24 protein-coding genes and 1 tRNA gene are annotated in these 22281 nt (G+C 61.3%); 15 read left to right on the top strand and 10 right to left on the bottom strand.

Translation table 11 applies throughout. The annotated features are described in order from the left end of the window. A complete protein-coding gene (locus AB4874_RS12230) occupies window positions 1-207 on the top strand; it encodes a hypothetical protein (RefSeq protein WP_368392183.1) in 207 nt (68 codons plus the stop codon). Window positions 208-219: 12 nt separating this feature from the next. Here AB4874_RS12230 and AB4874_RS12225 read toward each other — a convergent pair whose 3' ends face one another. Beyond that, window positions 220-1074 carry an AAA family ATPase gene (locus AB4874_RS12225; RefSeq protein ID WP_368392182.1) on the bottom strand — a complete coding sequence of 285 codons (855 nt, stop codon included), beginning with the start codon at window positions 1072-1074 and terminating at the stop codon, window positions 220-222. 237 nt (window positions 1075-1311) lie between these two features. Between AB4874_RS12225 and dksA the strand changes: the two genes are divergently transcribed. Next, complete coding sequence (dksA, locus tag AB4874_RS12220) at window positions 1312-1734, top strand: RNA polymerase-binding protein DksA (RefSeq protein ID WP_295531518.1); 423 nt, start codon at window positions 1312-1314, stop codon at window positions 1732-1734. 94 nt (window positions 1735-1828) lie between these two features. Continuing rightward, a complete protein-coding gene (locus AB4874_RS12215; protein ID WP_368392181.1) occupies window positions 1829-3013 on the top strand; it encodes an FAD-dependent monooxygenase in 1185 nt (394 codons plus the stop codon). 6 nt (window positions 3014-3019) lie between these two features. Here the strand turns inward: AB4874_RS12215 and AB4874_RS12210 are convergent, their stop codons facing one another. From AB4874_RS12210 to AB4874_RS12175, 8 genes are all read right to left on the bottom strand, one after another. Beyond that, window positions 3020-4099: a 2'-deoxycytidine 5'-triphosphate deaminase gene (locus tag AB4874_RS12210; RefSeq protein ID WP_368392180.1), complete on the bottom strand. Its 1080-nt coding sequence runs from the start codon at window positions 4097-4099 to the stop codon at window positions 3020-3022. A 61-nt stretch (window positions 4100-4160) separates the two neighbouring features. Beyond that, a tRNA-Pro gene (locus AB4874_RS12205) sits at window positions 4161-4238 on the bottom strand. A 90-nt stretch (window positions 4239-4328) separates the two neighbouring features. Next, window positions 4329-5102 (bottom strand): MerR family transcriptional regulator, encoded by a 774-nt coding sequence (locus AB4874_RS12200; protein WP_368392179.1) that lies wholly within the window; start codon window positions 5100-5102, stop codon window positions 4329-4331. Between the two features lie 11 nt (window positions 5103-5113). Next, a complete protein-coding gene (gene ihfA, locus AB4874_RS12195) occupies window positions 5114-5413 on the bottom strand; it encodes an integration host factor subunit alpha (protein ID WP_295531409.1) in 300 nt (99 codons plus the stop codon). 112 nt (window positions 5414-5525) lie between these two features. Further along, entirely contained in the window at window positions 5526-6500 is a 975-nt protein-coding gene (locus tag AB4874_RS12190) for a beta-ketoacyl-ACP synthase III (RefSeq protein WP_368392178.1), read from the bottom strand. Then, on the bottom strand, window positions 6497-7669 hold the full coding sequence (gene plsX, locus AB4874_RS12185) for a phosphate acyltransferase PlsX (protein WP_438273475.1): 1173 nt from the start codon (window positions 7667-7669) through the stop codon (window positions 6497-6499). The genes AB4874_RS12190 and plsX overlap by 4 nt, the downstream gene beginning before the upstream one ends. Window positions 7670-7696: 27 nt before the next feature. After that, window positions 7697-7903 (bottom strand): 50S ribosomal protein L32, encoded by a 207-nt coding sequence (rpmF, locus tag AB4874_RS12180; RefSeq protein ID WP_038131392.1) that lies wholly within the window; start codon window positions 7901-7903, stop codon window positions 7697-7699. A 235-nt stretch (window positions 7904-8138) separates the two neighbouring features. After that, window positions 8139-8714 (bottom strand): YceD family protein, encoded by a 576-nt coding sequence (locus AB4874_RS12175; protein ID WP_368392176.1) that lies wholly within the window; start codon window positions 8712-8714, stop codon window positions 8139-8141. Between the two features lie 134 nt (window positions 8715-8848). Between AB4874_RS12175 and AB4874_RS12170 the strand changes: the two genes are divergently transcribed. The 10 genes from AB4874_RS12170 to AB4874_RS12125 all read left to right on the top strand — a co-directional run bounded on the left by AB4874_RS12170 (window position 8849) and on the right by AB4874_RS12125 (window position 18035). Then, window positions 8849-9301, top strand: coding sequence for an outer membrane protein assembly factor BamE (locus AB4874_RS12170; protein ID WP_295531396.1), 453 nt, complete (start codon window positions 8849-8851; stop codon window positions 9299-9301). A gap of 69 nt (window positions 9302-9370) precedes the next feature. Continuing rightward, window positions 9371-10099 (top strand): GNAT family N-acetyltransferase, encoded by a 729-nt coding sequence (locus AB4874_RS12165; RefSeq protein WP_368392175.1) that lies wholly within the window; start codon window positions 9371-9373, stop codon window positions 10097-10099. A gap of 48 nt (window positions 10100-10147) precedes the next feature. After that, window positions 10148-11968, top strand: a complete 1821-nt coding sequence (locus tag AB4874_RS12160) for an ABC-F family ATP-binding cassette domain-containing protein (RefSeq protein ID WP_295531390.1) — start codon at window positions 10148-10150, stop codon at window positions 11966-11968. A 99-nt stretch (window positions 11969-12067) separates the two neighbouring features. Further along, window positions 12068-13168, top strand: a complete 1101-nt coding sequence (locus tag AB4874_RS12155; protein WP_368392174.1) for a CaiB/BaiF CoA transferase family protein — start codon at window positions 12068-12070, stop codon at window positions 13166-13168. A 200-nt stretch (window positions 13169-13368) separates the two neighbouring features. Beyond that, the gene (gene rplU, locus AB4874_RS12150; protein WP_368392173.1) at window positions 13369-14016 is read left to right on the top strand and encodes a 50S ribosomal protein L21; all 648 of its coding nucleotides are present in this window, start codon (window positions 13369-13371) and stop codon (window positions 14014-14016) included. A gap of 12 nt (window positions 14017-14028) precedes the next feature. Continuing rightward, a complete protein-coding gene (rpmA, locus tag AB4874_RS12145; RefSeq protein WP_295531381.1) occupies window positions 14029-14298 on the top strand; it encodes a 50S ribosomal protein L27 in 270 nt (89 codons plus the stop codon). A 193-nt stretch (window positions 14299-14491) separates the two neighbouring features. Next, window positions 14492-15028 carry a GNAT family N-acetyltransferase gene (locus tag AB4874_RS12140; protein ID WP_368392172.1) on the top strand — a complete coding sequence of 179 codons (537 nt, stop codon included), beginning with the start codon at window positions 14492-14494 and terminating at the stop codon, window positions 15026-15028. A gap of 235 nt (window positions 15029-15263) precedes the next feature. Further along, the gene (gene obgE / locus AB4874_RS12135) at window positions 15264-16289 is read left to right on the top strand and encodes a GTPase ObgE (protein ID WP_295531375.1); all 1026 of its coding nucleotides are present in this window, start codon (window positions 15264-15266) and stop codon (window positions 16287-16289) included. Further along, entirely contained in the window at window positions 16277-17395 is a 1119-nt protein-coding gene (proB, locus tag AB4874_RS12130) for a glutamate 5-kinase (protein ID WP_368392171.1), read from the top strand. The genes obgE and proB overlap by 13 nt, the downstream gene beginning before the upstream one ends. Before the next feature lie 373 nt (window positions 17396-17768). Further along, complete coding sequence (locus tag AB4874_RS12125) at window positions 17769-18035, top strand: DUF1344 domain-containing protein (protein WP_295531369.1); 267 nt, start codon at window positions 17769-17771, stop codon at window positions 18033-18035. A 58-nt stretch (window positions 18036-18093) separates the two neighbouring features. Here AB4874_RS12125 and AB4874_RS12120 read toward each other — a convergent pair whose 3' ends face one another. After that, window positions 18094-19470 (bottom strand): dipeptidase, encoded by a 1377-nt coding sequence (locus AB4874_RS12120; protein WP_295531366.1) that lies wholly within the window; start codon window positions 19468-19470, stop codon window positions 18094-18096. Window positions 19471-19691: 221 nt separating this feature from the next. Here AB4874_RS12120 and hemA point away from each other — a divergent pair, with 221 nt between their 5' ends. Both hemA and AB4874_RS12110 read left to right on the top strand, forming a co-directional pair. After that, window positions 19692-20921 carry a 5-aminolevulinate synthase gene (gene hemA, locus AB4874_RS12115; RefSeq protein WP_295531363.1) on the top strand — a complete coding sequence of 410 codons (1230 nt, stop codon included), beginning with the start codon at window positions 19692-19694 and terminating at the stop codon, window positions 20919-20921. A 110-nt stretch (window positions 20922-21031) separates the two neighbouring features. After that, entirely contained in the window at window positions 21032-22279 is a 1248-nt protein-coding gene (locus tag AB4874_RS12110) for a helix-turn-helix domain-containing protein (RefSeq protein WP_295531361.1), read from the top strand. Window positions 22280-22281: the final 2 nt, after the last annotated feature.

Here is a 22281-nt window from a genome sequence, read left to right as displayed (position 1 = left end):
ATGAACCTCAACCAGATTATCAATATGATCATCCGCATATTCCTGCGCCGTGGGATCAATTGGGGGATCAACAAAGGCATGTCGATGGTTTCAAATCGCAACAAGCAGCCCAAGTCGATGACCCCGCAAGAGCGTGCACAGTCCCAGCAAATGCGGGACGCCACAAAACGTGCGCGCAAGGCTGCGCGCATCACCCGGCGGTTTTAACGCAAGCCGCGCTTAGCGCCCCTGACGGCGCGCCATGAAGGCGAGGCGCTCAAACAGGTGCACATCCTGCTCGTTCTTGAGCAGCGCGCCATGCAGCTTGGGCAGCAGGTTGACCCCGTCGCGTTTGAGGTCTTCCGGGTCCAGATCTTCAGCGAGCAAAAGTTTAAGCCAATCAAGAACTTCCGAGGTGGAAGGTTTCTTTTTCAGGCCCGGCGTTTCGCGGATTTCGTAAAACTGCGTCAACGCCTTGGCCAGTAGGCGTTCCTTGATTTCGGGAAAATGCACGGCCACGATCTGACGCATCACTTGGGGGTCGGGAAAGCGGATGTAATGAAAGAAACAGCGGCGCAAAAACGCGTCGGGCAGTTCTTTTTCATTGTTTGAGGTGATGATCACCACGGGGCGATGGGCGGCGCGGATGGTTTCGCCTGTCTCGTAGACATGAAACTCCATCTTATCAAGCTCTTGCAGCAGGTCGTTGGGGAACTCGATATCGGCTTTGTCGACCTCATCAATCAGCAAGACGACGCGGCGATCTGCCTCAAACGCTTGCCACAGCTTTCCCTTGCGGATGTAGTTTTTGACGTCACTGACGCGCTCGCCGCCAAGGCCCGGGCCGAGCTGGCTGTCGCGCAACCGGCTGACGGCGTCATATTCATACAAGCCCTGCTGCGCCTTGGTAGTGGATTTGATGTTCCACTCGATCATCTCCATGCCAAGGCTCGCCGCCACCTGACGCGCCAGTTCGGTCTTGCCGGTGCCGGGCTCTCCCTTGACCAAAAGCGGGCGTTGCAACGCCACGGCGGCATTCACCGCAATGCTGAGATCTGGCGGGGCGACATAGGTTTCGGTCGATTGGAACTGCACAGGGATCGGCCTTTGGCTGAGGGGAGGCGCGCAAGGATGTTGCGCCAATGGGGCGCAAACTAGCCCTGCCCAATTGCTGCCGCAAGTGCAGCGTAGATTTTGAGAGACAAAGCGCGAGAAGCTGTGAATGGAGACGTGACAACCCTATCTTCATGGGGTATTGGAGCGCCCGAGGAGTGGTGGCACATGGCAAATTTTGATCAAAGTGGCACGCCCGGCACGGAAAAGAGGGCCGCGATGAAAGCAGAGACCTTCCTACCGGATGATTACCGTCCGGCCGAAGATGAACCCTTCATGAATGAACGGCAGATGGAATATTTCCGCCGCAAATTGCAGGCGTGGAAGACCGAATTGCTCGAGCTTTCCGCAGAGACGCTTGAAGGATTGGCCGAATCGGCACGCAACGTGCCCGATATCGCCGACCGTGCCAGCGAAGAAACCGATCGTGCGCTGGAACTGCGCACCCGTGATCGGCAGCGCAAACTGGTCAGCAAGATCGACGCCGCGTTGCGCCGGATCGAGAATGGCGAATATGGCTATTGCGAAAAAACCGGAGAGCCGATCTCGTTGAAACGTCTGGATGCGCGCCCGATCGCCACGATGACGCTTGAGGCTCAAGAAAGGCACGAGCGCCGCGAGCGGGTTCATCGCGACGATTGATCTGGCGCATTTGCGTTGCAGATTTGACATTGCGCAAAGACAGTATCTCACCGGTGCCGCAGGGTGCCGGTGAACGCGTTTAAAAGGGTATAACATGCTGATCGGACGCAAGGTTACGGTGCTTGGAGGCGGGGTCGCGGGGCTTAGCGTGGCGCGCGCTCTGGCCTTGCGTGGGGCCGAGGTCGAGGTACTCGAACAGGCCGAGGCGATCCGTGAAGTTGGCGCAGGCTTGCAAATCTCGCCCAATGGAGCGCGGGTGTTGCGCGCGCTTGGGCTGGGCGATGCGCTGGCGCAGGCCGGGCCAACGGCTGAGGCCGTTCAGTTGGTGGATGGCGAAACGGGCGGGCAGGTGGCGCGCCTTGATCTGGCGCGGCTGCGCCCCGGCGCGCAGTATCATTTTATCCACCGTGCCCGCCTGATCGAGATGCTGGCGGAAGGCGCGCGTGACGCAGGCGTGCAGATCCGTCTGCTGCAACAGATCGACAGTATCGATCTGAGCGGCGATCGTCCGCGTTTGCAAACCGCGCAAGGGGCCACCTATGAGGCCGATCTTTTGATCGGGGCGGATGGGCTGCATTCCAAGCTACGCGAGGCGCTGAACGGGCGGATCGCGCCGTTCTTCACCCATCAGGTAGCGTGGCGTGCGCTGATTCCCTGTGCGCCGGATGCGCCCAATGTGGTGCAGGTTTTCATGGGGGCCAAGCGCCATTTGGTCAGTTATCCACTGGGCGGGGGGCTGCGCAATATTGTCGCCGTCGAAGAGCGTCATTCCTGGGTCGAGGAGAGCTGGGCGCTTGAGGATGATCCGATCAACCTGCGTGTGGCGTTTGAGGATTTCTGCCCCACCGTCAAAGGCTGGCTGGAGCAAGTTGAGCAAGTGAACCTGTGGGGTCTGTTCCGCCACCCTGTGGCCGAGCATTGGTATGGCAAACACGCCGCTATTCTGGGCGATGCCGCGCATCCGACCTTACCGTTTCTGGCGCAGGGCGCGGTGATGGCGCTGGAAGATGCCTGGGTCTTGGCCGAGGCGCTGGCCACGCATGACAGCGATAAGGTCGCGTTTGCCGCTTATCAAGCGGCACGCCATGATCGCTGTGCGCGTATCGTCAACGCGGCGAGCAAAAATGCGCGTAATTATCACCTGACTGGCGTGCCCCGTACGGTTGGGCATCTGGCGATGCGCGCGGCGTCTCGCTTTACGCCTAAGAAACTGGTGGCTCGATTCGACTGGATCTATGAGCATGACGTCACAAACGGGGCCGGGGCGCGCCGCGGCTAACGCATGTCAGGACATCATGAATTGCTTGGCCAGTTTGAGCCCCTGACCCTGATAGTTTGACGCAATCCCTGCGCCGTAAAGCTGCGCGGGTTCTTGCGCCATGCGCTCATAGACAAGCCGTCCGACGACTTGCCCATGTTCCAGCGCGAACGGGGCCTCGTGACAGCGCACCTCCAGCACTCCGCGCGAGCCATGACCGCCCGCCAGACCATGCCCGAAACCGGGGTCGAAGAAGCCCGCGTAATGCACGCGAAACTCACCCACCATCGCCAGATAGGGCGCCATTTCGGCGGCGTGATCGGGCGGGATCGTGACGGCCTCACGCGAGACCAAGATATAGAACGCACCGGGGTCCAGAATGATGCGGCCGTCGCGCGTGCGCACCTCTTCCCAGAACTCTGAGGCGGGGTAATGCGCGATGCGATCAAGGTCGATCACCCCGGTATGGGGCTTGGCGCGATAGCCCACCAGATCGCCCTCACGCGGCTGCAAATCCACTGAGAAGCCCAGCCCGTGATCGATAACCGCCACGCCATCGACCAGCGGTTCTTGCTGATGCAGGATCTTCAGCTCGGCATCGCTGAGCGTGGCCTGCCCGGCGCGAAACCGAATCTGATTGAGCCGCATGCCGGGACGTACCAAAACGCTGAAGGAGCGCGGGCAAATTTCGGCATAGAGCGGGCCTTGATAACCCTCGGGGATTCGGTCGAACTCGACCCCTTCATCGGTGATCAGGCGCGTCAGCAGATCAAGCCGCCCGGTCGAGCTTTTGGCATTGGCCACAGCGGTCAGGCCCTCGGGCAGCGCAAGGCTTTCCATCAGCGGCACCAGATAGACGCAGCCCTTTTCCAGCACCGCGCCTGCGCTGAGATCCATGCGATGCATCTCAAATTCCGCGAGACGCGATTCGACGCGCGCGCCTTTGCCCGCAAGGAATGAGGCACGCACGCGATAGGCCACAGTGCCCAGACGCAAATCGAGGCTGGCGGGTTGGATCTGTTCGGATGTGATCGCGGGTTCGGCGGTGATCTCGCCGCGCGCGATCATTTCGCGCAGCATCGTGTCGGGCAAAACGCCGATGGTCATTGCTTGGCTCCTCGCGATACACAAATGCCCACCCCAGCGAAGGGGTGGGCATTTGTCGAATTGGTCGGGCTGGCGAGATTCGAACTCACGACCTTCCGTCCCCCAGACGGACGCGCTAACCAGGCTGCGCCACAGCCCGACGAGGGGCATATAGAGGCAACCGGGCGGGCTGTGCAAGACGTTATGCGAAGAAATTTTCTCGCCGCGTAAAAACCCATCTCCGCCACCGTTAAACGCCCGTATCGGGGGCGCTGTCAGGGGTGGGCTGGAGCGTTTGGCTCAATCGTGCCCGCAAGGCTTTGGCGCGCAGGGCCAACATGCGCAGATCGCGCAAATCCGCCGCGCTCAACCGGGATTTGTCGATCTTGGCAAGGCGCACGCCGAGGGCGGCGCGGCTGACATTCATCGCCACGGTGCGGGCGTCGAACGGTGCCTCGGACTCGGGTGTCGGGGCTGGCGTTAGATCGGGTGTTGAATCGGGCAGCACAGGTTTGGCCCGTTGTGCCGCTGGCGTGATCTGCAAGGAATGCACCGGGCGCATCGGCTCTGGCTCGGGCTCGACATCCAGCGCGATCGGGGCCTCTTCACCGCCCGCATCAAACAGCGAGGGCTGGGCGTCTCGCTCTTCGGGTGTGATTGGCGGCGCGGAGGGGAAGGGCGTGACAGAGGCACTTGCGCCAACATCTTCGGCCGTGTCTGCGGCTTGCGGCGCGTCGTCCGTGTCGCTTTGTGTCGCCTCAAAAAAGGCGGAGACATGGTGAACGCCCTCTTCGCGCAGCAATTGCTGCACGCTGCGAATCGTCATCCCGTCATCATGCAGCAGATGGCGAATCCCACCCAGCAGCGCGACATCGCCGGGGCGGTAATAGCGCCGCCCGCCGGCACGCTTGACCGGTTTCACCTGCGTGAATTTGCTTTCCCAGAACCGCAGCACATGGGTCGGCGTTTCCAACAGGTCGGAGACTTCGGAAATGGTTCTGAACGCGTCAGCGGATTTGCCCATCGGCCCGTCCGTTATTTCGCGTTGCCAGACGCCACCCGGTCTTTCATCAGATGCGAGGGGCGGAACGACAGCACCCGGCGCGGGCTGATCGGAACCTCTTCGCCGGTCTTGGGATTGCGCCCCATCCGTGGGGCCTTGTCGCGCACTGAAAATGTGCCAAACGAGCTGATCTTGACCGTCTCGCCGCGCACCAGCGCATCCGACATATGTTGCAGCACGCTTTCGACGAGCTGCGCGGATTCGTTGCGTGACAGGCCGACCTCGCGGAAGACCGCTTCGCTGAGATCCATACGCGTCAGAGTCTTGGACATATCGTTCCCCTGGGTCAACGGTTTTGCTCACAGTGACCGAAGGGAATTCCCGAGTCAATATCAAGGGCTTGTGGCGCGCTCTTGATGCGCGCCGCTTCGCCAATGCGCGCGCTTACCAGCGCAGCACGACCGAGCCCCAGGCCAGACCGCCCCCGATCGCCTCGGCGACGATCACCTGACCCTCGTGAATTTGACCGCGTTGACGTCCCACCGACAGGGCCAGCGGGATCGAGGCCGCCGAGGTATTGCCGTGATCGGCCACCGTGACCACGACGTGATCCATGCCCAGACCCATCTTTTCAGCGGTCGCCTTGATGATGCGCAGATTGGCCTGATGGGGCACGATCCAGTCGACATCTCCAGCCGTCATCCCGGCCTTTTCCAACGCGTTTTCAGCGGTTTGTGCCAATTTCACGACAGCGTGGCGAAACACTTGATTGCCCTGCATACGCAACACGCCAGCCGTCCCCGTGGTGGACACCCCGCCATCGACATAGAGCAACTCGCGATAGCGCCCGTCCGAATGCAGATCGGATGACAGAATCCCGCGATCTTCCTTGGTGCCGGTGCCCTGCGCCGCCTCAAGGATCAGCGCGCCCGCACCATCGCCAAACAGCACGCAGGTGCCACGATCTTCCCAATCCAGGATGCGCGAAAATGTCTCGGCACCGATGACCATCACCCGTTCGGCCTGACCCGACAGGATCAGCCCATTGGCGTTGGTCAGTGCAAAGATAAAGCCCGCGCAGACTGCTTGCACGTCATAGGCAAATCCGGTGGTGGAGCCGAGTCCCGCCTGCACCATCGTCGCAACGGCAGGAAAGGTGTGATCGGGGGTCGAGGTGGCGACGATGATCGCGTCGATCTGATCCACGCTCATGCCCGCATCATCCAGCGCGGCTTGGGCAGCCTTGATCGCAAGCTGCGAGGTGGTTTCCCCCTCGGCTGCAAAATGGCGCCGTTCAATCCCGGTGCGCGAACGAATCCAGTCATCCGTCGTGTCGAGCGTTGCCTCGAACTCGGCGTTCTCGACCACACGTTCGGGTAGATAATGGCCGACGCCCCGCACTACGGATCTGATCGTCATTGGCTGCTCTCGCTTATTTCCGACGCCTGTGCGTCTTGTGTTGCGCTATCTTGGCCCTCTGGCAGGGCCAAAGCAACCCGAGCCGCCAGTTTGGCACCAAACCCGGATTGCGCCAGTCGTGCCGCCAAAGAGATCGCGGCGGCAAATCCGGTCGCATCGGCAGAGCCGTGCGATTTCACCACCGTGCCATTGAGACCCAGAAATACACCGCCATTGGCGCGGCGCGGATCGACCTTGGCGCGCAGGCGTTTGAGCGCCCCCATCGCCAAAAGTGCGCCCAGCTTCGCCAGCAACGATGAGGTCAGCGCCTCACGCAGCAATTCGGAGACGAATTTTGCGGTGCCTTCGCCGGTTTTCAGCGCGATATTGCCGGTAAACCCATCGGTCACGATTACGTCAGCGCGATCGGCGGGCAGGTGATTGCCCTCCACGAAGCCGACAAATTCGAAGCCGCCCGCCTCTTGCGCGCGCCCCATCATTTCATAGGCTTCTTTCAGCTCGGCGCGGCCCTTATGCTCTTCGGTGCCGACATTGAGCAGCCCGACGCGCGGACGCGTCAGCCCCAGCGCGTTGCGCGCATAAGAGGTACCCATCAGCGCATAGGTCAGCAGATCGGGCGCATCTGCCTTAACATCGGCGCCCATATCCAGCATGACATTCCACCCCGCCGGCCCGCGCGAGGGCCAGAACGAGGCGATGGCCGGACGGTTCACGCCCTTGAGCTTGCGCAGCCGGATCATCGAAATCGCCATCAGCGCGCCGGTATTGCCGCAAGACACTGCGACATCGGCCTCATGCTCGCGCACCGACTCGATGGCGGACCACATCGAGGTATCCTTGCCCGAGCGCATGACCTGCGCGGGCTTGTCCTCCATCGTGACGGCGCGATCGGCATGACGCAGATCAACGCAGTCTTGCAGTGCGAATTTGGCGATCAACGGGCTCAGCGTGGCTTCGGGGCCGTGCACGATAAAGCGCAGGGCAGGGGTTTGACGTGCCGCAATCGCCACGCCTCCCAAAGTTGCCTCCGGTCCCAGATCCCCCCCCATCGCGTCGATGGAAATGACAACAGCGCCAGCATCTGCTGGCGCTTTGCCACGGGGGTTGGCCTGCGCTTGCGCGGCCGTATCGCTGAGGCCCGTCTGCTGCTGGTCTTGCGCGTTTGGCATGACGTGTGCGGCGCGGGTCAAGCGGGCTTACGCCGCGTCGTCGTCGAGATCGACCTCTTCGGTCATCGCAACGATCTCACGATCATCGTAATGGCCGCAGGACGCGCAGACGTGATGGGGACGCTTCAATTCACCACAGTTCGGGCATTCTGCCGGATTTGCAGCGACGAGAGAGTCGTGTGCGCGACGCATGTTGCGGCGGGAGCGCGTGACTCGGTTCTGAGGGACAGCCATGTCTCAACCTCGGATTATTGGGGCGGATAGGCCCGTGTGAGCGGCATTACTGCCTTGATTTTCCAGCGGTTTCGCGATCGGCGCGTAGGTCGCTCCGGATCCGAAATCAAACTTCGAACGAGGCCGGGAACATACTCGGTTTCTGTGGGTGCGCAAGCCCCTTTCTTGGGCTTTTTTTCACCCCCGCGCGCGACCCCTAGCACAAGGCCGAACCCGCGCGCATCGCCAGACCCGATCAGCCCTTTTTATCGCCCTCATCGCGGTTTTGCATCAGCGCACGCAGATTGGCGAACGGCTTGATCTGCTCTTCGCTCAGCGGTTCTGCGCCCGGTTCGGTGACACTCGCCGTGCTTAGGCTTGCGCCCGGCGCGCGTGGATACAGGGGCAGGGCCAGCTCCAACGCCTCCAGCGCCACGCCTGCCAGATTGACCGATGCCGGCAGCGGTTCGGTGCTGTCATCTTCGGGCATCTCGACCTCTTCCTCGCTTGGCATCTCCATATGGGCCAGATAGCGGCGTGTGACTTTCTCGTGGATTTTCGTGGTGACCGGAGCGAGCGAGATCACACATTCCTGAACCACCGTGGCGGACAGGGTTGCGCTGAGTTCCCAGTCGCTGCGCCCGTTGGGGCGCAATTCACCTTTGAGGCGCAGCGCCTCAACCCCCACGATATCGGCCCATTTGGCAATTGCCGCACGGGTCGGGGCATCGGCCACCAGATCAAAGCGCGTGATTTTGCGCGCGGGCAATTCGGCCAGACGCAGTGGATGGGACCAGATTGCCTCGGGGGCGTGCGGGTCGGATTGAGTCATCGTCGCACCTTTCTTTGGGGTCTTAAGTGCAGCAGCGGCGGTTGAGCGCTTGAGAGCGGCGCAGTCATGCTGTAAGCGTCGATAAAAGCCCGAAGACGCAGAGGCAAGAGGGTGTGCAGGTGGGGAACGGTTGGATGACGCGGAAGATAGCGCTGTTTGTGGCCTTGAGTATGGCCTTTTTGATGGGGGCATGCTCGCCTATCTATCGCAATCACGGCTATGTGCCGCTTGAGGAAAACCTCTCACAGATCACGGTTGGCAAAAGTACCCGCGACGATGTTGCGGCCGCCATCGGTCGTCCCAGCTCAACCGGACTGCTTGAAGGGTCTGGCTGGTATTACGTCGGTTCGCGCTGGAAAACAGTGACTTGGCACGCCCCCAAAGAGATCAAACGCGAAGTCGTGGCGATCTCGTTTACCAACAAGGGCGTCGTGAGCAATGTCGAACGCTTCGGTATGGAGAAGGGCGAAGTGGTGACGCTGTCGCGCCGTGTGACCGAAAGCAATGTCAAAGGCATCGGATTTATCCGTCAATTGATGGGCTCGATCGGGCGCGTCAGTGCCGGGCAGCTACTGGGCAAGAACTAACAGCGCTTTGCACGCCAAGCCGGTTGCTCTAGGCTGCGCGCTGTAATCAAGGCTGCGCGGGGGCGGCGATTGGACCTGTCCTTTTCCAAAGGCACTTTACGCGTGCGTCGGGCGCAAACTGCGGCCGACCTTGACGCGTTGCAGGCTTTGCGCGCGCAGGTGTTTCGCGCCGGGCGCTGTGATCAGGACCGTTTTGATGCGCGCGCCAGCCATGTGATGATCGAGGATGCCTCGGGCACATTGCTGGCAGGGTTTCGCCTGCTGCTGCTCGAAGATGTGGCCGCCTTGCAGGACTGCTATACCGCGCAAAGCTATGATGTGACGCCCTTGGCCCAGCTTGGAATGCCGATGTTGGAGCTTGGGCGATTTTGTGTGTGTCCCGGTCTGCGTGACCCCGATGTGCTGCGTCTTGGCTGGGCGGCGATCACCCGGCTGGCCGAGGCACGCGGCGTGCGGCTGCTCTTTGGTTGCACCTCATTTCCCGGCGCCGATTGGCACGCCCATCACGCGGCCTTCGCCCATCTCGCGCGCCACGCAGTTGGCCCCGTCGCACTGCGCCCCCTGCCGAAAGCCCCCGCACGCATCGCCCTGAGCGCAGCCCCCCCCGCTCAAACCGGGCCGCAGGATGGCCCCGTAGCCTTGCCGCCCTTGTTGCGCTCCTATCTCGGGATGGGGGGCTGGACCTCGGATCATGCGGTGATCGATCATGATTTGCAGACCTGTCACGTCTTTACTGCGCTGGAGCCTGCCAAAATTCCGCCGCCCCGGCTCAAGGCATTGCGCAATCTCTTGATGTAATCGGTGCGCGCCATTGACCTTTCGCGCGCGCCCCCTTAGCTGGCGCTCATGGCACGCGCACCCCTTCTTCAACTCTCCGATATCTCGCTGACCTTTGGCGGCAATCCTGTCTTTGACGGGCTCTCTATGATCGTTCAGCCGGGTGACCGGGTGGCGCTTGTGGGGCGCAATGGTTCTGGCAAATCCACCTTGATGAAGGTGATGGCCGGGCTGGTGCAGCCCGATAGCGGCGCACGCGTGGTCCCGCCCGGCGTGACGGTCGGCTATATGGAGCAAGAACCCGATCTGTCAGGTTTTGAGACTTTGGGCGAGTTTGCGGCCTCTGGCCTTGACCCGGCCGAATCCTACAAGGTCGAGATGGCGGCTGAGGGGCTGAAGTTCCTACCCGAAACCCCGGTTGCGACCGCATCGGGCGGGGAACGCCGCCGCGCCGCCTTGGCAAAATTGCTGGCCGAGTCGCCCGAACTGATGCTGCTCGATGAGCCCACCAACCACCTCGATATCGAGGCGATCGGCTGGCTTGAGCAACAGCTACGCGAAACCCGGCGCGCCTTTGTGCTGATTTCCCACGACCGCGCCTTCCTGCGCGCGCTCAGCCGCGCCACGCTGTGGATCGACCGAGGCCAGGTCAAACGCAACGAACAGGGATTCGAGGCGTTTGAGGATTGGCGCGAAAAGGTCTGGGCCGAGGAAGACGACGCCCGCCACAAGCTTAATCGCAAGATCAAGGCCGAGGCGAAATGGGCCGTCGAGGGCATCTCGGCGCGGCGCAAACGCAATCAGGGCCGGGTCCGCGCGCTGCAAGAGTTGCGCGCCGAACGTGCCGGTCAGATCAAACGCCAAGGCGTCGCCGCAATGGAATTTGACGCAGGTCCGCAATCGGGCAAGCGCGTGATCGAGGCCACGGGCCTGTGCAAATCCTTTGGCGACAAACAGATCGTGGCAGATTTCGATTTGCGCGTGCTGCGCGGGGATCGCGTGGCCTTTGTCGGCCCCAATGGCGTGGGCAAAACGACGTTGCTGAAAATGCTGACTGGCGAAATCGCGCCCGATTCTGGCACCGTAAAGCTGGGCACCAATCTGGATGTGGCGGTGTTTGATCAGGCGCGCGCCACGCTCAACCCCGAGCAGACGCTGTGGGACGGGCTGGTGAACGATCCTGACATGGCGGTAAAGGGCAATTCCGATCAGGTGATGGTGCGCGGCACGCCCAAACACGTTGTGGCCTATCTCAAGGACTTCCTGTTTGACGAACAACAAGCGCGCAGCCCCATTCGCGCGCTATCTGGCGGAGAACGCGCCCGCCTGTTGCTGGCGCGGATCATGGCGCGCCCCTCGAACCTGCTGATTCTGGATGAACCGACCAACGATCTGGATGTCGAAACGCTTGATCTGCTGCAAGATCTGCTGGGCGAGTATGATGGCACCGTGCTGCTGGTCAGCCACGATCGCGATTTCATCGACCGCGTGGCAAGCACCACGATCGTGATGGAAGGTGATGGCCGCGCGACTGTCTATGCGGGCGGCTGGAGCGATTATCAGACGCAAAAATCCCTGACTGCCGCCGCGTCTGCGCCCGAAAGCAAACCTGCCAGCACGTCCAAACCCGCGCCTGCTGCGCCAAAGCCCGCGAAATCCGCAGCGCTCAGCTTTACTGAACGCCATCGCCTTGACGCGCTGCCCGCCGAGATCGAACGCATCGAGGCCGAAATCGCCAAGCTGGAAACCTTTCTCGCCCAGCCCGATCTGTTCACAAAAGAACCCCTCAAGTTCAAAAAGGGCACCGAGGCGCTGCTTGAACGCCAACAGGCCCTCGCCGCCGCCGAAGAAGACTGGATGACTCTGGAGCAAAAGGCGCAAGACGCCTGATTGCGCTCGCGCTTATGGCTTTCATCTGGCACTAAATTCTCCGGGGGGTGGCGCAGCCAGCGGGGCAGCGCCCCTCACACGCGGCCATCGGGGGCGAACATGAGCAGTAAGACAGGTCCGCTCGCCGGGCTGCGGATCGTTGAAATCTCGGGCCTCGGCCCAACGCCTTTCGCCGCGATGTGTCTGGCGGATATGGGCGCGGATGTGATCCGTATTGCGCGCCCCGGCTCCAGCGGGCCAGAGGCTCATGTGTTGGGTCTCGCGGTCGATATCCTGGACCGCGGCCGCGATGTCATCGAACTTGATCTGAAATCAGATGAGGGCCGCGACACCGCGCGTGCCCTGATCCAGCGCGCAGATGCGCTGATCGAAGGAATGCGCCCGGGCGTGATGGAGCGTCTCGGGCTTGGCCCGCAAGACTTCCCCGATCATCCGGCTCTGGTTTACGGGCGCATGACCGGCTGGGGGCAAACGGGTCCGCTGGCGCACACGGCTGGCCATGACATCACCTATCTCGCGCTCAGCGGTGCGCTGCATGCGATTGGTCCCAGCGAGACACCCGCGATTCCGCTCAACCTGCTGGGGGATTTCGGCGGCGGCGGGATGTATCTGGCCTTCGGGATGCTCGCGGCCCTGCATCATGCGCGCGCCAGCGGTCAGGGACAGGTTGTGGATTGCGCGATCACCGATGGGGTGGCGCATTTGATGGCGATGATCACGGGCATGGCGGGGCAGGGCGCGTGGGTCGATCAGCGCTACGCCAATCTGCTCGATGGGGCGGCGCCGTTTTATACGACATATCTTTGTGCCTGCGGCGGGCATATTGCGGTCGGCGCACTTGAGCCGCAATTCTGGGCGCAACTGCTGGACGGGCTTGGGTTGCGTGCGCATGACCTGCCCAATCGCGACAATCGCGACACCTGGCCAGAACTGCGCGCCCAGATCGCTGCGCGATTCGCGACGCGCCCACGCGATGACTGGGCGGAGGTGTTTCGCGAAACCGATAGCTGTGCCGCCCCGGTGCTTTCGCTGGCCGAGGCGCGCGCCCATCCCCAAAACGCTGATCGTGCGAGCTATCTCATTCAAGACGGACCGGCCCAGCCCGCGCCCGCCCCGCGTCTTTCGGCAACACCGGGGCAAGCAGGCGGCGCGCCACAACGTCTAACCCCAAAACAGGCGCTTTCGCGCTGGCAGGGTTGAGAAAACCCCGGAATTTCCCTTGACAGTTGAGGGGCGATCCTCGATATGGGCACGACCCGGCGGGAAGGCTTCTTTCCGCCGGGACTCGTTTTTGCAACTCGTTCCCTAAGGAACGCGCAGTTCGACGGCGGGCCATCTGGCCCACGAAACCCCGGGAAACCGGGTGCCACAGGGCGCGGATGAATGAAAAGGAAAGACCCATGTTTGCGGTCCTCAAGACCGGTGGTAAGCAGTACAAAGTTCAGGCGGGCGATCTGCTCCGCGTGGAACTGCTCGCAGCCGAAGCTGGCGATAAAGTCCAGTTCAACGAGATTCTGATGGTCGGCGGCGACAAGCCCCAGCTCGGCACGCCGCTCGTGGCAGGTGCTGCGGTGCAAGCCGAAGTCATCGACAATATCAAGGCCGACAAGGTCATCACCTTTCACAAGCGCCGCCGGAAGCACTCCTCGCAGCGTACCCGTGGCCACCGTCAGCAACTGACGTTGCTGCGTGTGACCGATGTTCTCGCCACTGGCGCGGATAAATCGGGCGTGAAAGAGGCTGTCGGCACCGCGATCGCACGTCGCGCAGCCCATGGCACCAAAGGCGAGGCCGCTGTTACTGCCAAGCCCGCCGCCAAGAAATCTGCCCCCAAGGCCGAAGCGAAAGCTGCGCCCAAGGCGGAAGCTGCCGTGATGGAAGCCGATGATCTCAAAGTGATCACCGGTCTGGGCCCGGCTGCCGAGAAAAAGCTGAACGAAGCGGGTGTTACCACCTTCGCTCAACTCGCCGCGATTGATCCCGAAGCCTTTGAGGCCGTCAAGGTCAAGGCTGAATGGGTCGCTCAGGCGCAAGACCTCGCGAAATAAGGAGAGACAAGCATGGCACATAAAAAAGCAGGCGGTTCCTCCCGTAACGGGCGCGACTCTGCGGGTCGCCGCCTTGGCGTGAAAATGTTCGGTGGTCAGGATGCAATTTCTGGCAACATCATCGCGCGTCAGCGCGGCACCAAATGGTGGCCGGGCGAGGGCGTTGGTATGGGCAAGGACCACACCATCTTCGCCGTTTGCGAAGGCAAGGTTACCTTCCGCAAGGGCCTCAAGGGGCGCACCTTTATTTCGGTTCTCCCCGTACAGGAAGCCGCCGAGTAAGCCGAAAATCCCGGCATGACATTAAGGGGATCGGCTGCGAGGCCGGTCCCCTTTCCTTTATTTTTTGCTCTGCAACTTTGGGGCGAAAAGAGGGGCGAGGGGGTGAAACTGTCATCTCAGCGCCCTATTTCTAGTCTATCTGGTGTTTGGGAAAGAGGAGCCCGAGGGCCTAAGCGTTCGAGGAGGAACGCCAATGTATCAAGAAATGATTTCTACCCAACCGGTGATCGAGGCAGAGCGCTTTACGTTGCGCCCTCTGCGCCGCTCGGATGCGGGGCTGATTGCGTTTTACTGTGCGGATAAGCGCGTGGCCGAAGGCACGCGTGCGATTCCCCACCCGCTCCCCCCCGGCACTGCCGAAAATTTCGTCGCGCGCGCCCAAGCCGAGGACCGTGTCGAAGATGTCTGGGCGCTGGATGGGTCGGCCCATGGTCTCGCCGAACTGCTGGGCGTGGTTTCGCTGACCCGGCTTGAGGGCGGGCAGTCCGAGGTTGGCTATTGGGTCGGGCCAGGGTTTTGGAATACCGGCATCGCCTCGCAAGCCGTTGCCGCTCTGGTACAGGCAAATCCGCATAAGGCGCGCACACTGTTTGCCGAAGTGTTTCAAGATGATCCGGCCTCGGCGCGGGTGCTGACCAATTGCGGCTTTGATTACCTCGGCGATGCGGAAAGCTGGTCTTTGGCGCGCGGGCGCCATGTGCCGACCTGGACTTATTTGCGCAAAATGTGAGGCGCATTTTGAAGGCGTGTTGGGGAGGGACGGCCCTCCCCAAACCCCACCCGCCGGAGGGGCGCTGCCCCGTCCGGACCTCCCCGGAGTATTTTTGGCTAGATGAAATGGTCGATTTTCATTCATCTAGCACGAAATACTCCGGGGGTGTGGGGGCCGCGCCCCCACGCAACGCTTGATCTGCGCGCTTGGGCGGCGTATCCCCGCGCCTTAGCCAGAGCCAAGGGTCACACTGATGAAATTTCTAGATCTCGCCAAAGTTTATATTCGCTCGGGCGGCGGTGGTGCGGGCTGTGTCTCGTTCCGGCGCGAGAAATATATTGAATTTGGGGGTCCCGATGGGGGCGACGGCGGCAAAGGGGGCTCGGTTTGGATCGAGGCGGTTGACGGGCTCAACACGCTGATCGATTTTCGCTATCAGCAGCACTTCTTTGCCAAGACCGGTCAACATGGGATGGGCAGCCAGCGCACCGGCAAGGATGGCGCGGATGTTGTGCTGAAAGTGCCAGTGGGCACCGAGATTCTGGATGAAGACGAAGAGACCCTGATCGCGGATATGACCGAGGTCGGACAGCGCGTGCTACTGGCCAAGGGGGGCAATGGCGGCTGGGGGAACCTGCATTTCAAATCCTCGACCAACCGCGCTCCGCAACGGGCCAATCCGGGTCAAGAGGGGGTGGAGCGCACGATCTGGCTGCGCCTCAAACTGATCGCGGATGCGGGATTGCTGGGCATGCCCAATGCGGGAAAATCGACCTTTCTGGCCTCTGTGTCCAACGCCAAACCCAAGATCGCGGATTATCCCTTTACCACTTTGGTGCCCAACCTGGGCGTCGTCGGTGTGGATGGGCGCGAATTTGTCATCGCCGATATTCCCGGTCTGATCGAGGGCGCGTCCGAGGGGCGCGGCTTGGGCGATCAGTTCCTTGGCCATGTCGAGCGCTGCTCGGTCTTGTTGCATCTGGTGGATGGCACGTCCGAAACGGTAGCGCAGGATTGGCGCACGATCACGGATGAATTGGCCGCCTATTCGCCCGAGTTGGCTGATCGTCCGCGCGTGACGGTTCTCAACAAAATTGACGCGCTTGATCCCGATACCCGCGCCGAGCGGCTGGCCGCGCTGCAGGCGGAAACGGGAGGGCGTGTCATGGAGATGTCGGGCGTGTCCAAAGAGGGCGTGGAGCAAGTCTTGCGCGCGCTCTGGGCGCAGATCGCGGCGGCCAAGCCCAGTGCACATGAGGACACGCCTTGGAGACCCTGACGCTGCCTAATCTCAGCTGCGCCAAGCGGCTTGTCGTCAAGATCGGATCGGCCTTGCTGGTCGATCAGGACGGCCTGCGCGAGGGGTGGTTACAGGGCCTCGCCAAAGACGTGGCGGAATTGCGCGCGCGCGGCACCGGGGTGGTGATCGTGTCATCTGGCTCGATTGCGCTGGGGCGGCGGGTGCTGGGGCTGGGGACGGGGGCATTGCCGCTCGAGCAAAGTCAGGCCGCGGCAGCGGTCGGGCAAATTCGGCTGGCGCGCGCCTATGAACAGGCGCTTGGGCCCCATGGCGTGATCACGGCGCAGGTCTTGGTGACGCTGGAGGATACCGCAGATCGGCGGCGCTATCTGAATGCGCGCGCCACGCTTGAAACCTTGATGAGCCTTGGCACGGTGCCGATCGTGAATGAAAACGACACGGTCGCCACCGATGAAATCCGCTTTGGCGATAATGACCGTCTGGCGGCGCAGATTGCGGTGACGATTGGGGCCGATCAGCTGGTGCTGCTCTCGGATGTGGACGGGCTTTACACCGCCAATCCGAAAACCGATTCCAGCGCGCGCCATTTGCCCGTGATCGCCCATATCACCCCTGAGATCGAGGCGATGGCGGGCGATCCGGTGTCGGGCCTCTCCAAGGGCGGGATGAAAACCAAACTCATGGCGGCAAAGACGGCCGTTGCGGCGGGCTGTGCGCTGGCGATTGGCGAGGGCTTTGTCGAGCGCCCGCTGTCTGCGCTGCAATCGGGGGCGCGCAGCACTTGGTTCCTGCCCGAGGGGGATCCGCAGGCGGCGCGCAAACGCTGGATCGGCGCGATGAAGTCGCGCGGCGAGTTGTTTGTCGATGCGGGCGCGGTCGCGGCGCTGCATTCGGGCAAATCGCTATTGCCTGCCGGGGTGACCAAGATCGTTGGGCGTTTCGGGCGCGGGGAACCAGTGACCATAGCAGGGCCTGACCGGGCGATTTTGGGCAAGGGGCTGGTACGTTATACTGCAGAAGAGGCGCGCCAGATTGCGGGCCATCGCTCGGGCGAGATCGAGGCGATTCTGGGCTCTCCGGCGCGCGCGGCGCTGATTCATCGCGACGATATGGTCGTGGGCTAAGCGCGCCGCGATTGTGGTGACGGCGCTGTCTCCGAAGCGTGATTTCTGCACATATTTGGCGTGATCTCTCGCGTTGCGCTAAGGCAATGACGCGCTTGGAAAATCCTTCGACTCAGGGCGCGGCCATGCGCCTACACGCGGGTTCTGGGGCGGATAAATCACGGCGAATTCATCGCCGACGCTTCCGTCGATCACGCGCCTTCAACTGATTGGAATAGAACGATTTTATCGGCTGACCGCGCTTTGGGCGCAGGCTATATCAGCGTGTGAAGCCGAGGGGCTGTCGGATGGCGAAAACGCCAGAGACGCGACAGACCAGGACGGTTTCTCAACTTCGCCCCGCGACATCCGGGGGCGTTCAATGGAGCAAAATATGCGTTCCTTCATTCTTCCCGTAGCCGTCGGTCTTGCGCTTGCCACCAGTTCCGTTGCGATGGCAGCCAGCTCGAAAATGGTTGATGGCACGATCAAGTCGATCGACATGAAAACCCATAGCGTCACGATGGCGGATGGCACCAGCTACATGGCTGGCAAGCATGTCAATCTGAAGCGGCTGAAACTGGGCGAGAAAGTCGCTGTGACCGTTGGGCACAAGGGCAAGACCCTTGAGGCGTTGAAAATCGCGCCCGCCAAAAGCTGATTTCCCCACCGGAATTGGAAAACGGAGGCCCCTCGGCCTCCGTTTTTTTGGTGTGCGATCAAGAGGCGATGCGATCTAAGATGCGCGCCCAGGACCGAATGCCTTTGTGGAAGCTGTTCACATCATATTTCTCGTTTGGCGAGTGGATAGCGTCATCGTCATTGGCGAATCCGATCAGCATCGCGTCCATCCCAAGGATCGACTTGAAGTAATAGGCAATCGGGATCGAGCCGCCCATGCCGGTGATCACGGCCTCGCGGTTCCACTCCTCTGACAGCGCCTGACGGGCCTGCTCGAATTCAGGGCGGTCGGTGTTCATCACCGCAGCCGGCGCACCATCAAGATCATTGTCCCACGTGATCTTGGCGTCAGTGGGTAGGCGGGCTTCGACATGGGCGCGCAGCACTTTGCGCACATGATCGGGGTCCATATCGCCCACAAGACGGCAGGTGATTTTGCAATGTGCCTCAGCCGGAATCACGGTTTTCGACCCCGCGCCCTGATAGCCGCCCCAAAGCCCGTTGATTTCCAACGTCGGGCGCGCCCATTGCTGTTCCAGCGCGGAATATCCCGCCTCGCCATGGGCCTTTGTCATGCCGACGCTGGACAAATACTCATGCTCGTCAAAGCCGCAGGTCTTCCACGCTTCAAGCTGCTCGGGCGCAACTTCGTGCACGCCGTCATAAAACCCTTCAACCGCGACACGACCTTGATCGTCATGGAAGCTGGCGATGATCTTGGAAATTTCGCGCAGCGGGTTGAGCGCGGGGCCACCGTAATGGCCCGAATGCAGATCGATGCGCGGCCCGCGCAGGGTGAATTCATCCTTGAGCATTCCGCGCAACTGACCCGCAATCGAGGGCACGCCGGGCGAGACCATCGAGGTGTCACAGATCAGCGCCAGATCGCAGGTCAACTCTTCGGCATTTTCTTTCATGAACGGGATCAGCGAGGGCGAGCCTGATTCCTCTTCGCCCTCAAGGAAGATCGTCAGATTGCCGGGCAGGGTGCCATTCACCGCCTTATAGGCACGGCAGGCTTCGATGAAGGTCATCAACTGTCCCTTGTCATCGGATGCCCCACGCCCCCGGATCACCCGGCCATTTGGGGTGTCCTGAATTTCGGGCTCAAACGGGGGGGTGTTCCACAGCTCCAGCGGGTCAACGGGCTGCACGTCATAGTGGCCATAAAACAGCAGGCGCGGGCCCTCGCCACGGTGATGCGCCACCACCATCGGATGCCCGGTGGTTGGCCGCAAGCTTGCCTCAAAGCCCAGCGAATTCAATTCGTTCACCAGCCAGTCCGCAGCGTCCTTCGTTTCGGATTTATACGCGGGATCGGTCGAGATAGAGCGAATTCGCAGCAGCTCAAACAGCCGCGTCATTGCGGGTTCCAGACCGGTATCGATTTCAGTTAGCACGTCGTTCAGACCCATTCGGACCTCCTTTATTTTGCCATAGCGTAAGGCGCGGCGCGGCACTGTCCAGTGCGGCTGACATCCAGCTGCGACAAATTGTGAAAAATGAATGTTTGCTTTTTGCGTATCTTTTAGACATTTTTGCCCCTCGGGAGAGGAATTTGACATCAGTCAAAGTAACGCTTGTTTAGTCCGACTAGGGCTAACCCCAGCGAACGGAATAGCAAGGGATGCGCAAGATGGATTATGACAACGCACTCGATCAGGCGATTGGGAAACTGCACGCCGAGGGTCGCTATCGTGTGTTTATTGATATCGAGCGAGAGAAGGGCGCATTTCCCAAGGCGGTCTGGACGCGCGAAGATGGCACCAAGAAAGACATTACCATCTGGTGTGGCAACGACTATCTGGGCATGGGCCAGCATCCCGTCGTTCTGTCGGCCATGCATGAGGCGCTTGACGCCACTGGCGCTGGCTCGGGCGGCACGCGTAACATTTCTGGCACCACGGTCTATCACAACCGTCTGGAAGCCGAGATTGCTGACCTGCATCACAAAGAGTCGGCATTGGTGTTCTCCTCGGCCTATATCGCCAATGACGCGACGCTCTCGACGCTGCCCAAGCTGTTTCCCGGTCTGATTATCTATTCGGACGAGCTCAACCACGCCTCGATGATCGAGGGGATCAAGCGCAATGGTGGCTCCAAGCGGATCTTCCGCCACAATGACGTGGCGCATCTGCGCGAATTGCTGGCCGCCGATGACCCGGCCGCTCCCAAGCTGATCGCGTTTGAATCGGTCTATTCGATGGATGGCGATTTCGGGCCGATTTCCGAGATTTGTGATCTGGCCGAGGAATTCGGCGCGCTGACCTATCTGGATGAGGTCCATGCGGTGGGCATGTATGGCGCGCGCGGTGCCGGTATTGCCGAGCAGTTGGGCGAGATGGATCGCATCGATATTTTCAACGGCACGCTGGGCAAGGCCTTTGGCGTGTTTGGCGGCTATATCGCGACCAGCGCCAAGATGGTGGATGCGGTGCGCTCCTATGCGCCGGGCTTCATTTTTACCACCTCAATCCCGCCGGCCATTGCTGCGGGCGCTGCGGCCTCGATCGCGTTCCTCAAGACCGCAGGTGGGCAAGAACTGCGCGATATGCAGCAGCTTCACGCCAAAGTGCTGAAAATGCGTCTCAAAGCGATGGGTATGCCGATCATTGATCATGGCAGCCATATCGTGCCAGTGATCATTGGCGATCCCAAACATACCAAGGCGCTGTCAGATATGCTGCTGGAGGAATTCGGCGTCTATGTGCAGCCGATCAACTTCCCCACAGTGCCACGCGGGACCGAGCGTTTGCGCTTTACCCCCTCGCCGGTGCACGACCTTGGGATGATCGACGGATTGGTCAAGGGCATCGATAAACTCTGGTCGCACTGTGAGCTAAATCGCGCCGAAGCCTCAGCTTAACCGATTTCTGCGCGTGCGCGGCTCTCTTGCTTGTGATAGGTCTTTCCTAATCGAAATGGCTATACGCCGCGAATCGAGACGGGCAGAAACTTGAGGCAGGGACGGGCAGCATGATCGGGCGAAGGGCCACACCTTCGACGCAGGACGGTGATAAGCCGAAAGGCTTTGATGATTTTGAACTGCGTTTGGGCGATGTAATGCGAGGCGAGCGTGCGACGCTGGCCAAGTCTTTGCTGGATGTGCAGCGCGAGTTGCGCATCAAGGCCGCCTATATCGCCGCCATCGAAAGCTGTGATGTTGAGGCGTTCGATACGCCCTCGTTTATCGCAGGCTATGTTCGCTCCTACGCCCGCTATCTTGGTCTTGATCCGGAATGGGCGTTCCAACGCTTTTCCGCAGAATCGGGCTATGAGCCGATCCATGGCATGGCTGCCGCAGCCTCTGGCCCCAAACCGCAGCGCCACCCGACCGATGTGGCGCATGCGCTGGCCAATCCTAACGCCACCTTCATTCCCAAGAAAAAGGCCTTTTGGGCCCATGTCGAACCACGTGCCGTGGGCTCGCTTTTGGTGCTGGCACTGATCGCGGGTGGCATTGGTTATGGCGGCTGGACCGTCTTGCAAGAGGTGCAGCGCGTGCAGCTGTCCCCGGTCGATCAGGCCCCTGGGGTGGTTGCCGATCTTGATCCGCTTGATTCGGTGACGCAGGACACGCAGCTTGCGCAGAACGACACATTGCCCAACATGCCAAAACCCGAGGCGAGCGACCGCATCTATCGCCCCGTAGCGCTTGACGCGCCGGTGCTGATTTCGCGCGATGGTCCGATTGCCTCGATCGACCCCAATGCCAAAGATGGCAGCGTGCTACATCACGCGGCAGGGGCGATTGCCCCCGATCTGACACCAAATATCATTGGCGGCGATCCGACCCAATTTGCCAGCGCGACGGGTAACAAAAGCAGCATTCAATCGGCGGTGGCCAAGGCGCTTGGGGCCGATGCGCCGGAAGTCGTCGTGATGGCGGTGCGCCCGTCCTGGGTGCGCATCAAATCTGCCGATGGCGCAACGATCTTTGAGAAGGTCATGGATGCGGGCGAGCGGTTTGTGCTGCCCAAGCTGGCCGAAGCGCCCAGCATGCGCACGGGCGAATCCGGCGCGATCTATTTTGCCGTTAACGGCGTGACCCATGGCCCGGTTGGCAAGCGCGGCGAGGTGACCAAGAATATCACCCTCTCGCCGAGCAATCTGGATGACAGCTATCCGGTCGCCGATCTTGGCCAAGACAAGGATCTGGCCAAGATGATCGCCGTGGCCGATGCTGGCCCGGTTGGCGCTCAGCCCGACGCTGCACAGCAGTAACT

It is taken from the genome of Thioclava arctica (genome assembly GCF_040892615.1).
Classification (GTDB): Bacteria; Pseudomonadota; Alphaproteobacteria; order Rhodobacterales; family Rhodobacteraceae; genus Thioclava; species Thioclava arctica.
This window is presented reverse-complemented; position numbering and strand designations above follow the sequence as displayed.

Coding starts and splice junctions, on each gene's coding strand:
- dksA (WP_295531518.1), top strand. CDS start 1,312: ATGAAAGCAGAGACCTTCCTACCGGATGATTACCGTCCGGCCGAAGAT.
- AB4874_RS12190 (WP_368392178.1), bottom strand. CDS start 6,500: ATGACGATCAGATCCGTAGTGCGGGGCGTCGGCCATTATCTACCCGAA.
- AB4874_RS12160 (WP_295531390.1), top strand. CDS start 10,148: ATGGCACGCGCACCCCTTCTTCAACTCTCCGATATCTCGCTGACCTTT.
- AB4874_RS12110 (WP_295531361.1), top strand. CDS start 21,032: ATGATCGGGCGAAGGGCCACACCTTCGACGCAGGACGGTGATAAGCCG.
- obgE (WP_295531375.1), top strand. CDS start 15,264: ATGAAATTTCTAGATCTCGCCAAAGTTTATATTCGCTCGGGCGGCGGT.
- AB4874_RS12120 (WP_295531366.1), bottom strand. CDS start 19,470: ATGGGTCTGAACGACGTGCTAACTGAAATCGATACCGGTCTGGAACCC.
- rpmA (WP_295531381.1), top strand. CDS start 14,029: ATGGCACATAAAAAAGCAGGCGGTTCCTCCCGTAACGGGCGCGACTCT.
- AB4874_RS12140 (WP_368392172.1), top strand. CDS start 14,492: ATGTATCAAGAAATGATTTCTACCCAACCGGTGATCGAGGCAGAGCGC.
- AB4874_RS12215 (WP_368392181.1), top strand. CDS start 1,829: ATGCTGATCGGACGCAAGGTTACGGTGCTTGGAGGCGGGGTCGCGGGG.
- ihfA (WP_295531409.1), bottom strand. CDS start 5,413: ATGTCCAAGACTCTGACGCGTATGGATCTCAGCGAAGCGGTCTTCCGC.
- AB4874_RS12210 (WP_368392180.1), bottom strand. CDS start 4,099: ATGACCATCGGCGTTTTGCCCGACACGATGCTGCGCGAAATGATCGCG.
- rplU (WP_368392173.1), top strand. CDS start 13,369: ATGTTTGCGGTCCTCAAGACCGGTGGTAAGCAGTACAAAGTTCAGGCG.
- rpmF (WP_038131392.1), bottom strand. CDS start 7,903: ATGGCTGTCCCTCAGAACCGAGTCACGCGCTCCCGCCGCAACATGCGT.
- plsX (WP_438273475.1), bottom strand. CDS start 7,669: ATGCCAAACGCGCAAGACCAGCAGCAGACGGGCCTCAGCGATACGGCC.
- AB4874_RS12175 (WP_368392176.1), bottom strand. CDS start 8,714: ATGACTCAATCCGACCCGCACGCCCCCGAGGCAATCTGGTCCCATCCA.
- AB4874_RS12125 (WP_295531369.1), top strand. CDS start 17,769: ATGCGTTCCTTCATTCTTCCCGTAGCCGTCGGTCTTGCGCTTGCCACC.
- hemA (WP_295531363.1), top strand. CDS start 19,692: ATGGATTATGACAACGCACTCGATCAGGCGATTGGGAAACTGCACGCC.
- AB4874_RS12230 (WP_368392183.1), top strand. CDS start 1: ATGAACCTCAACCAGATTATCAATATGATCATCCGCATATTCCTGCGC.
- AB4874_RS12155 (WP_368392174.1), top strand. CDS start 12,068: ATGAGCAGTAAGACAGGTCCGCTCGCCGGGCTGCGGATCGTTGAAATC.
- AB4874_RS12200 (WP_368392179.1), bottom strand. CDS start 5,102: ATGGGCAAATCCGCTGACGCGTTCAGAACCATTTCCGAAGTCTCCGAC.
- AB4874_RS12170 (WP_295531396.1), top strand. CDS start 8,849: ATGACGCGGAAGATAGCGCTGTTTGTGGCCTTGAGTATGGCCTTTTTG.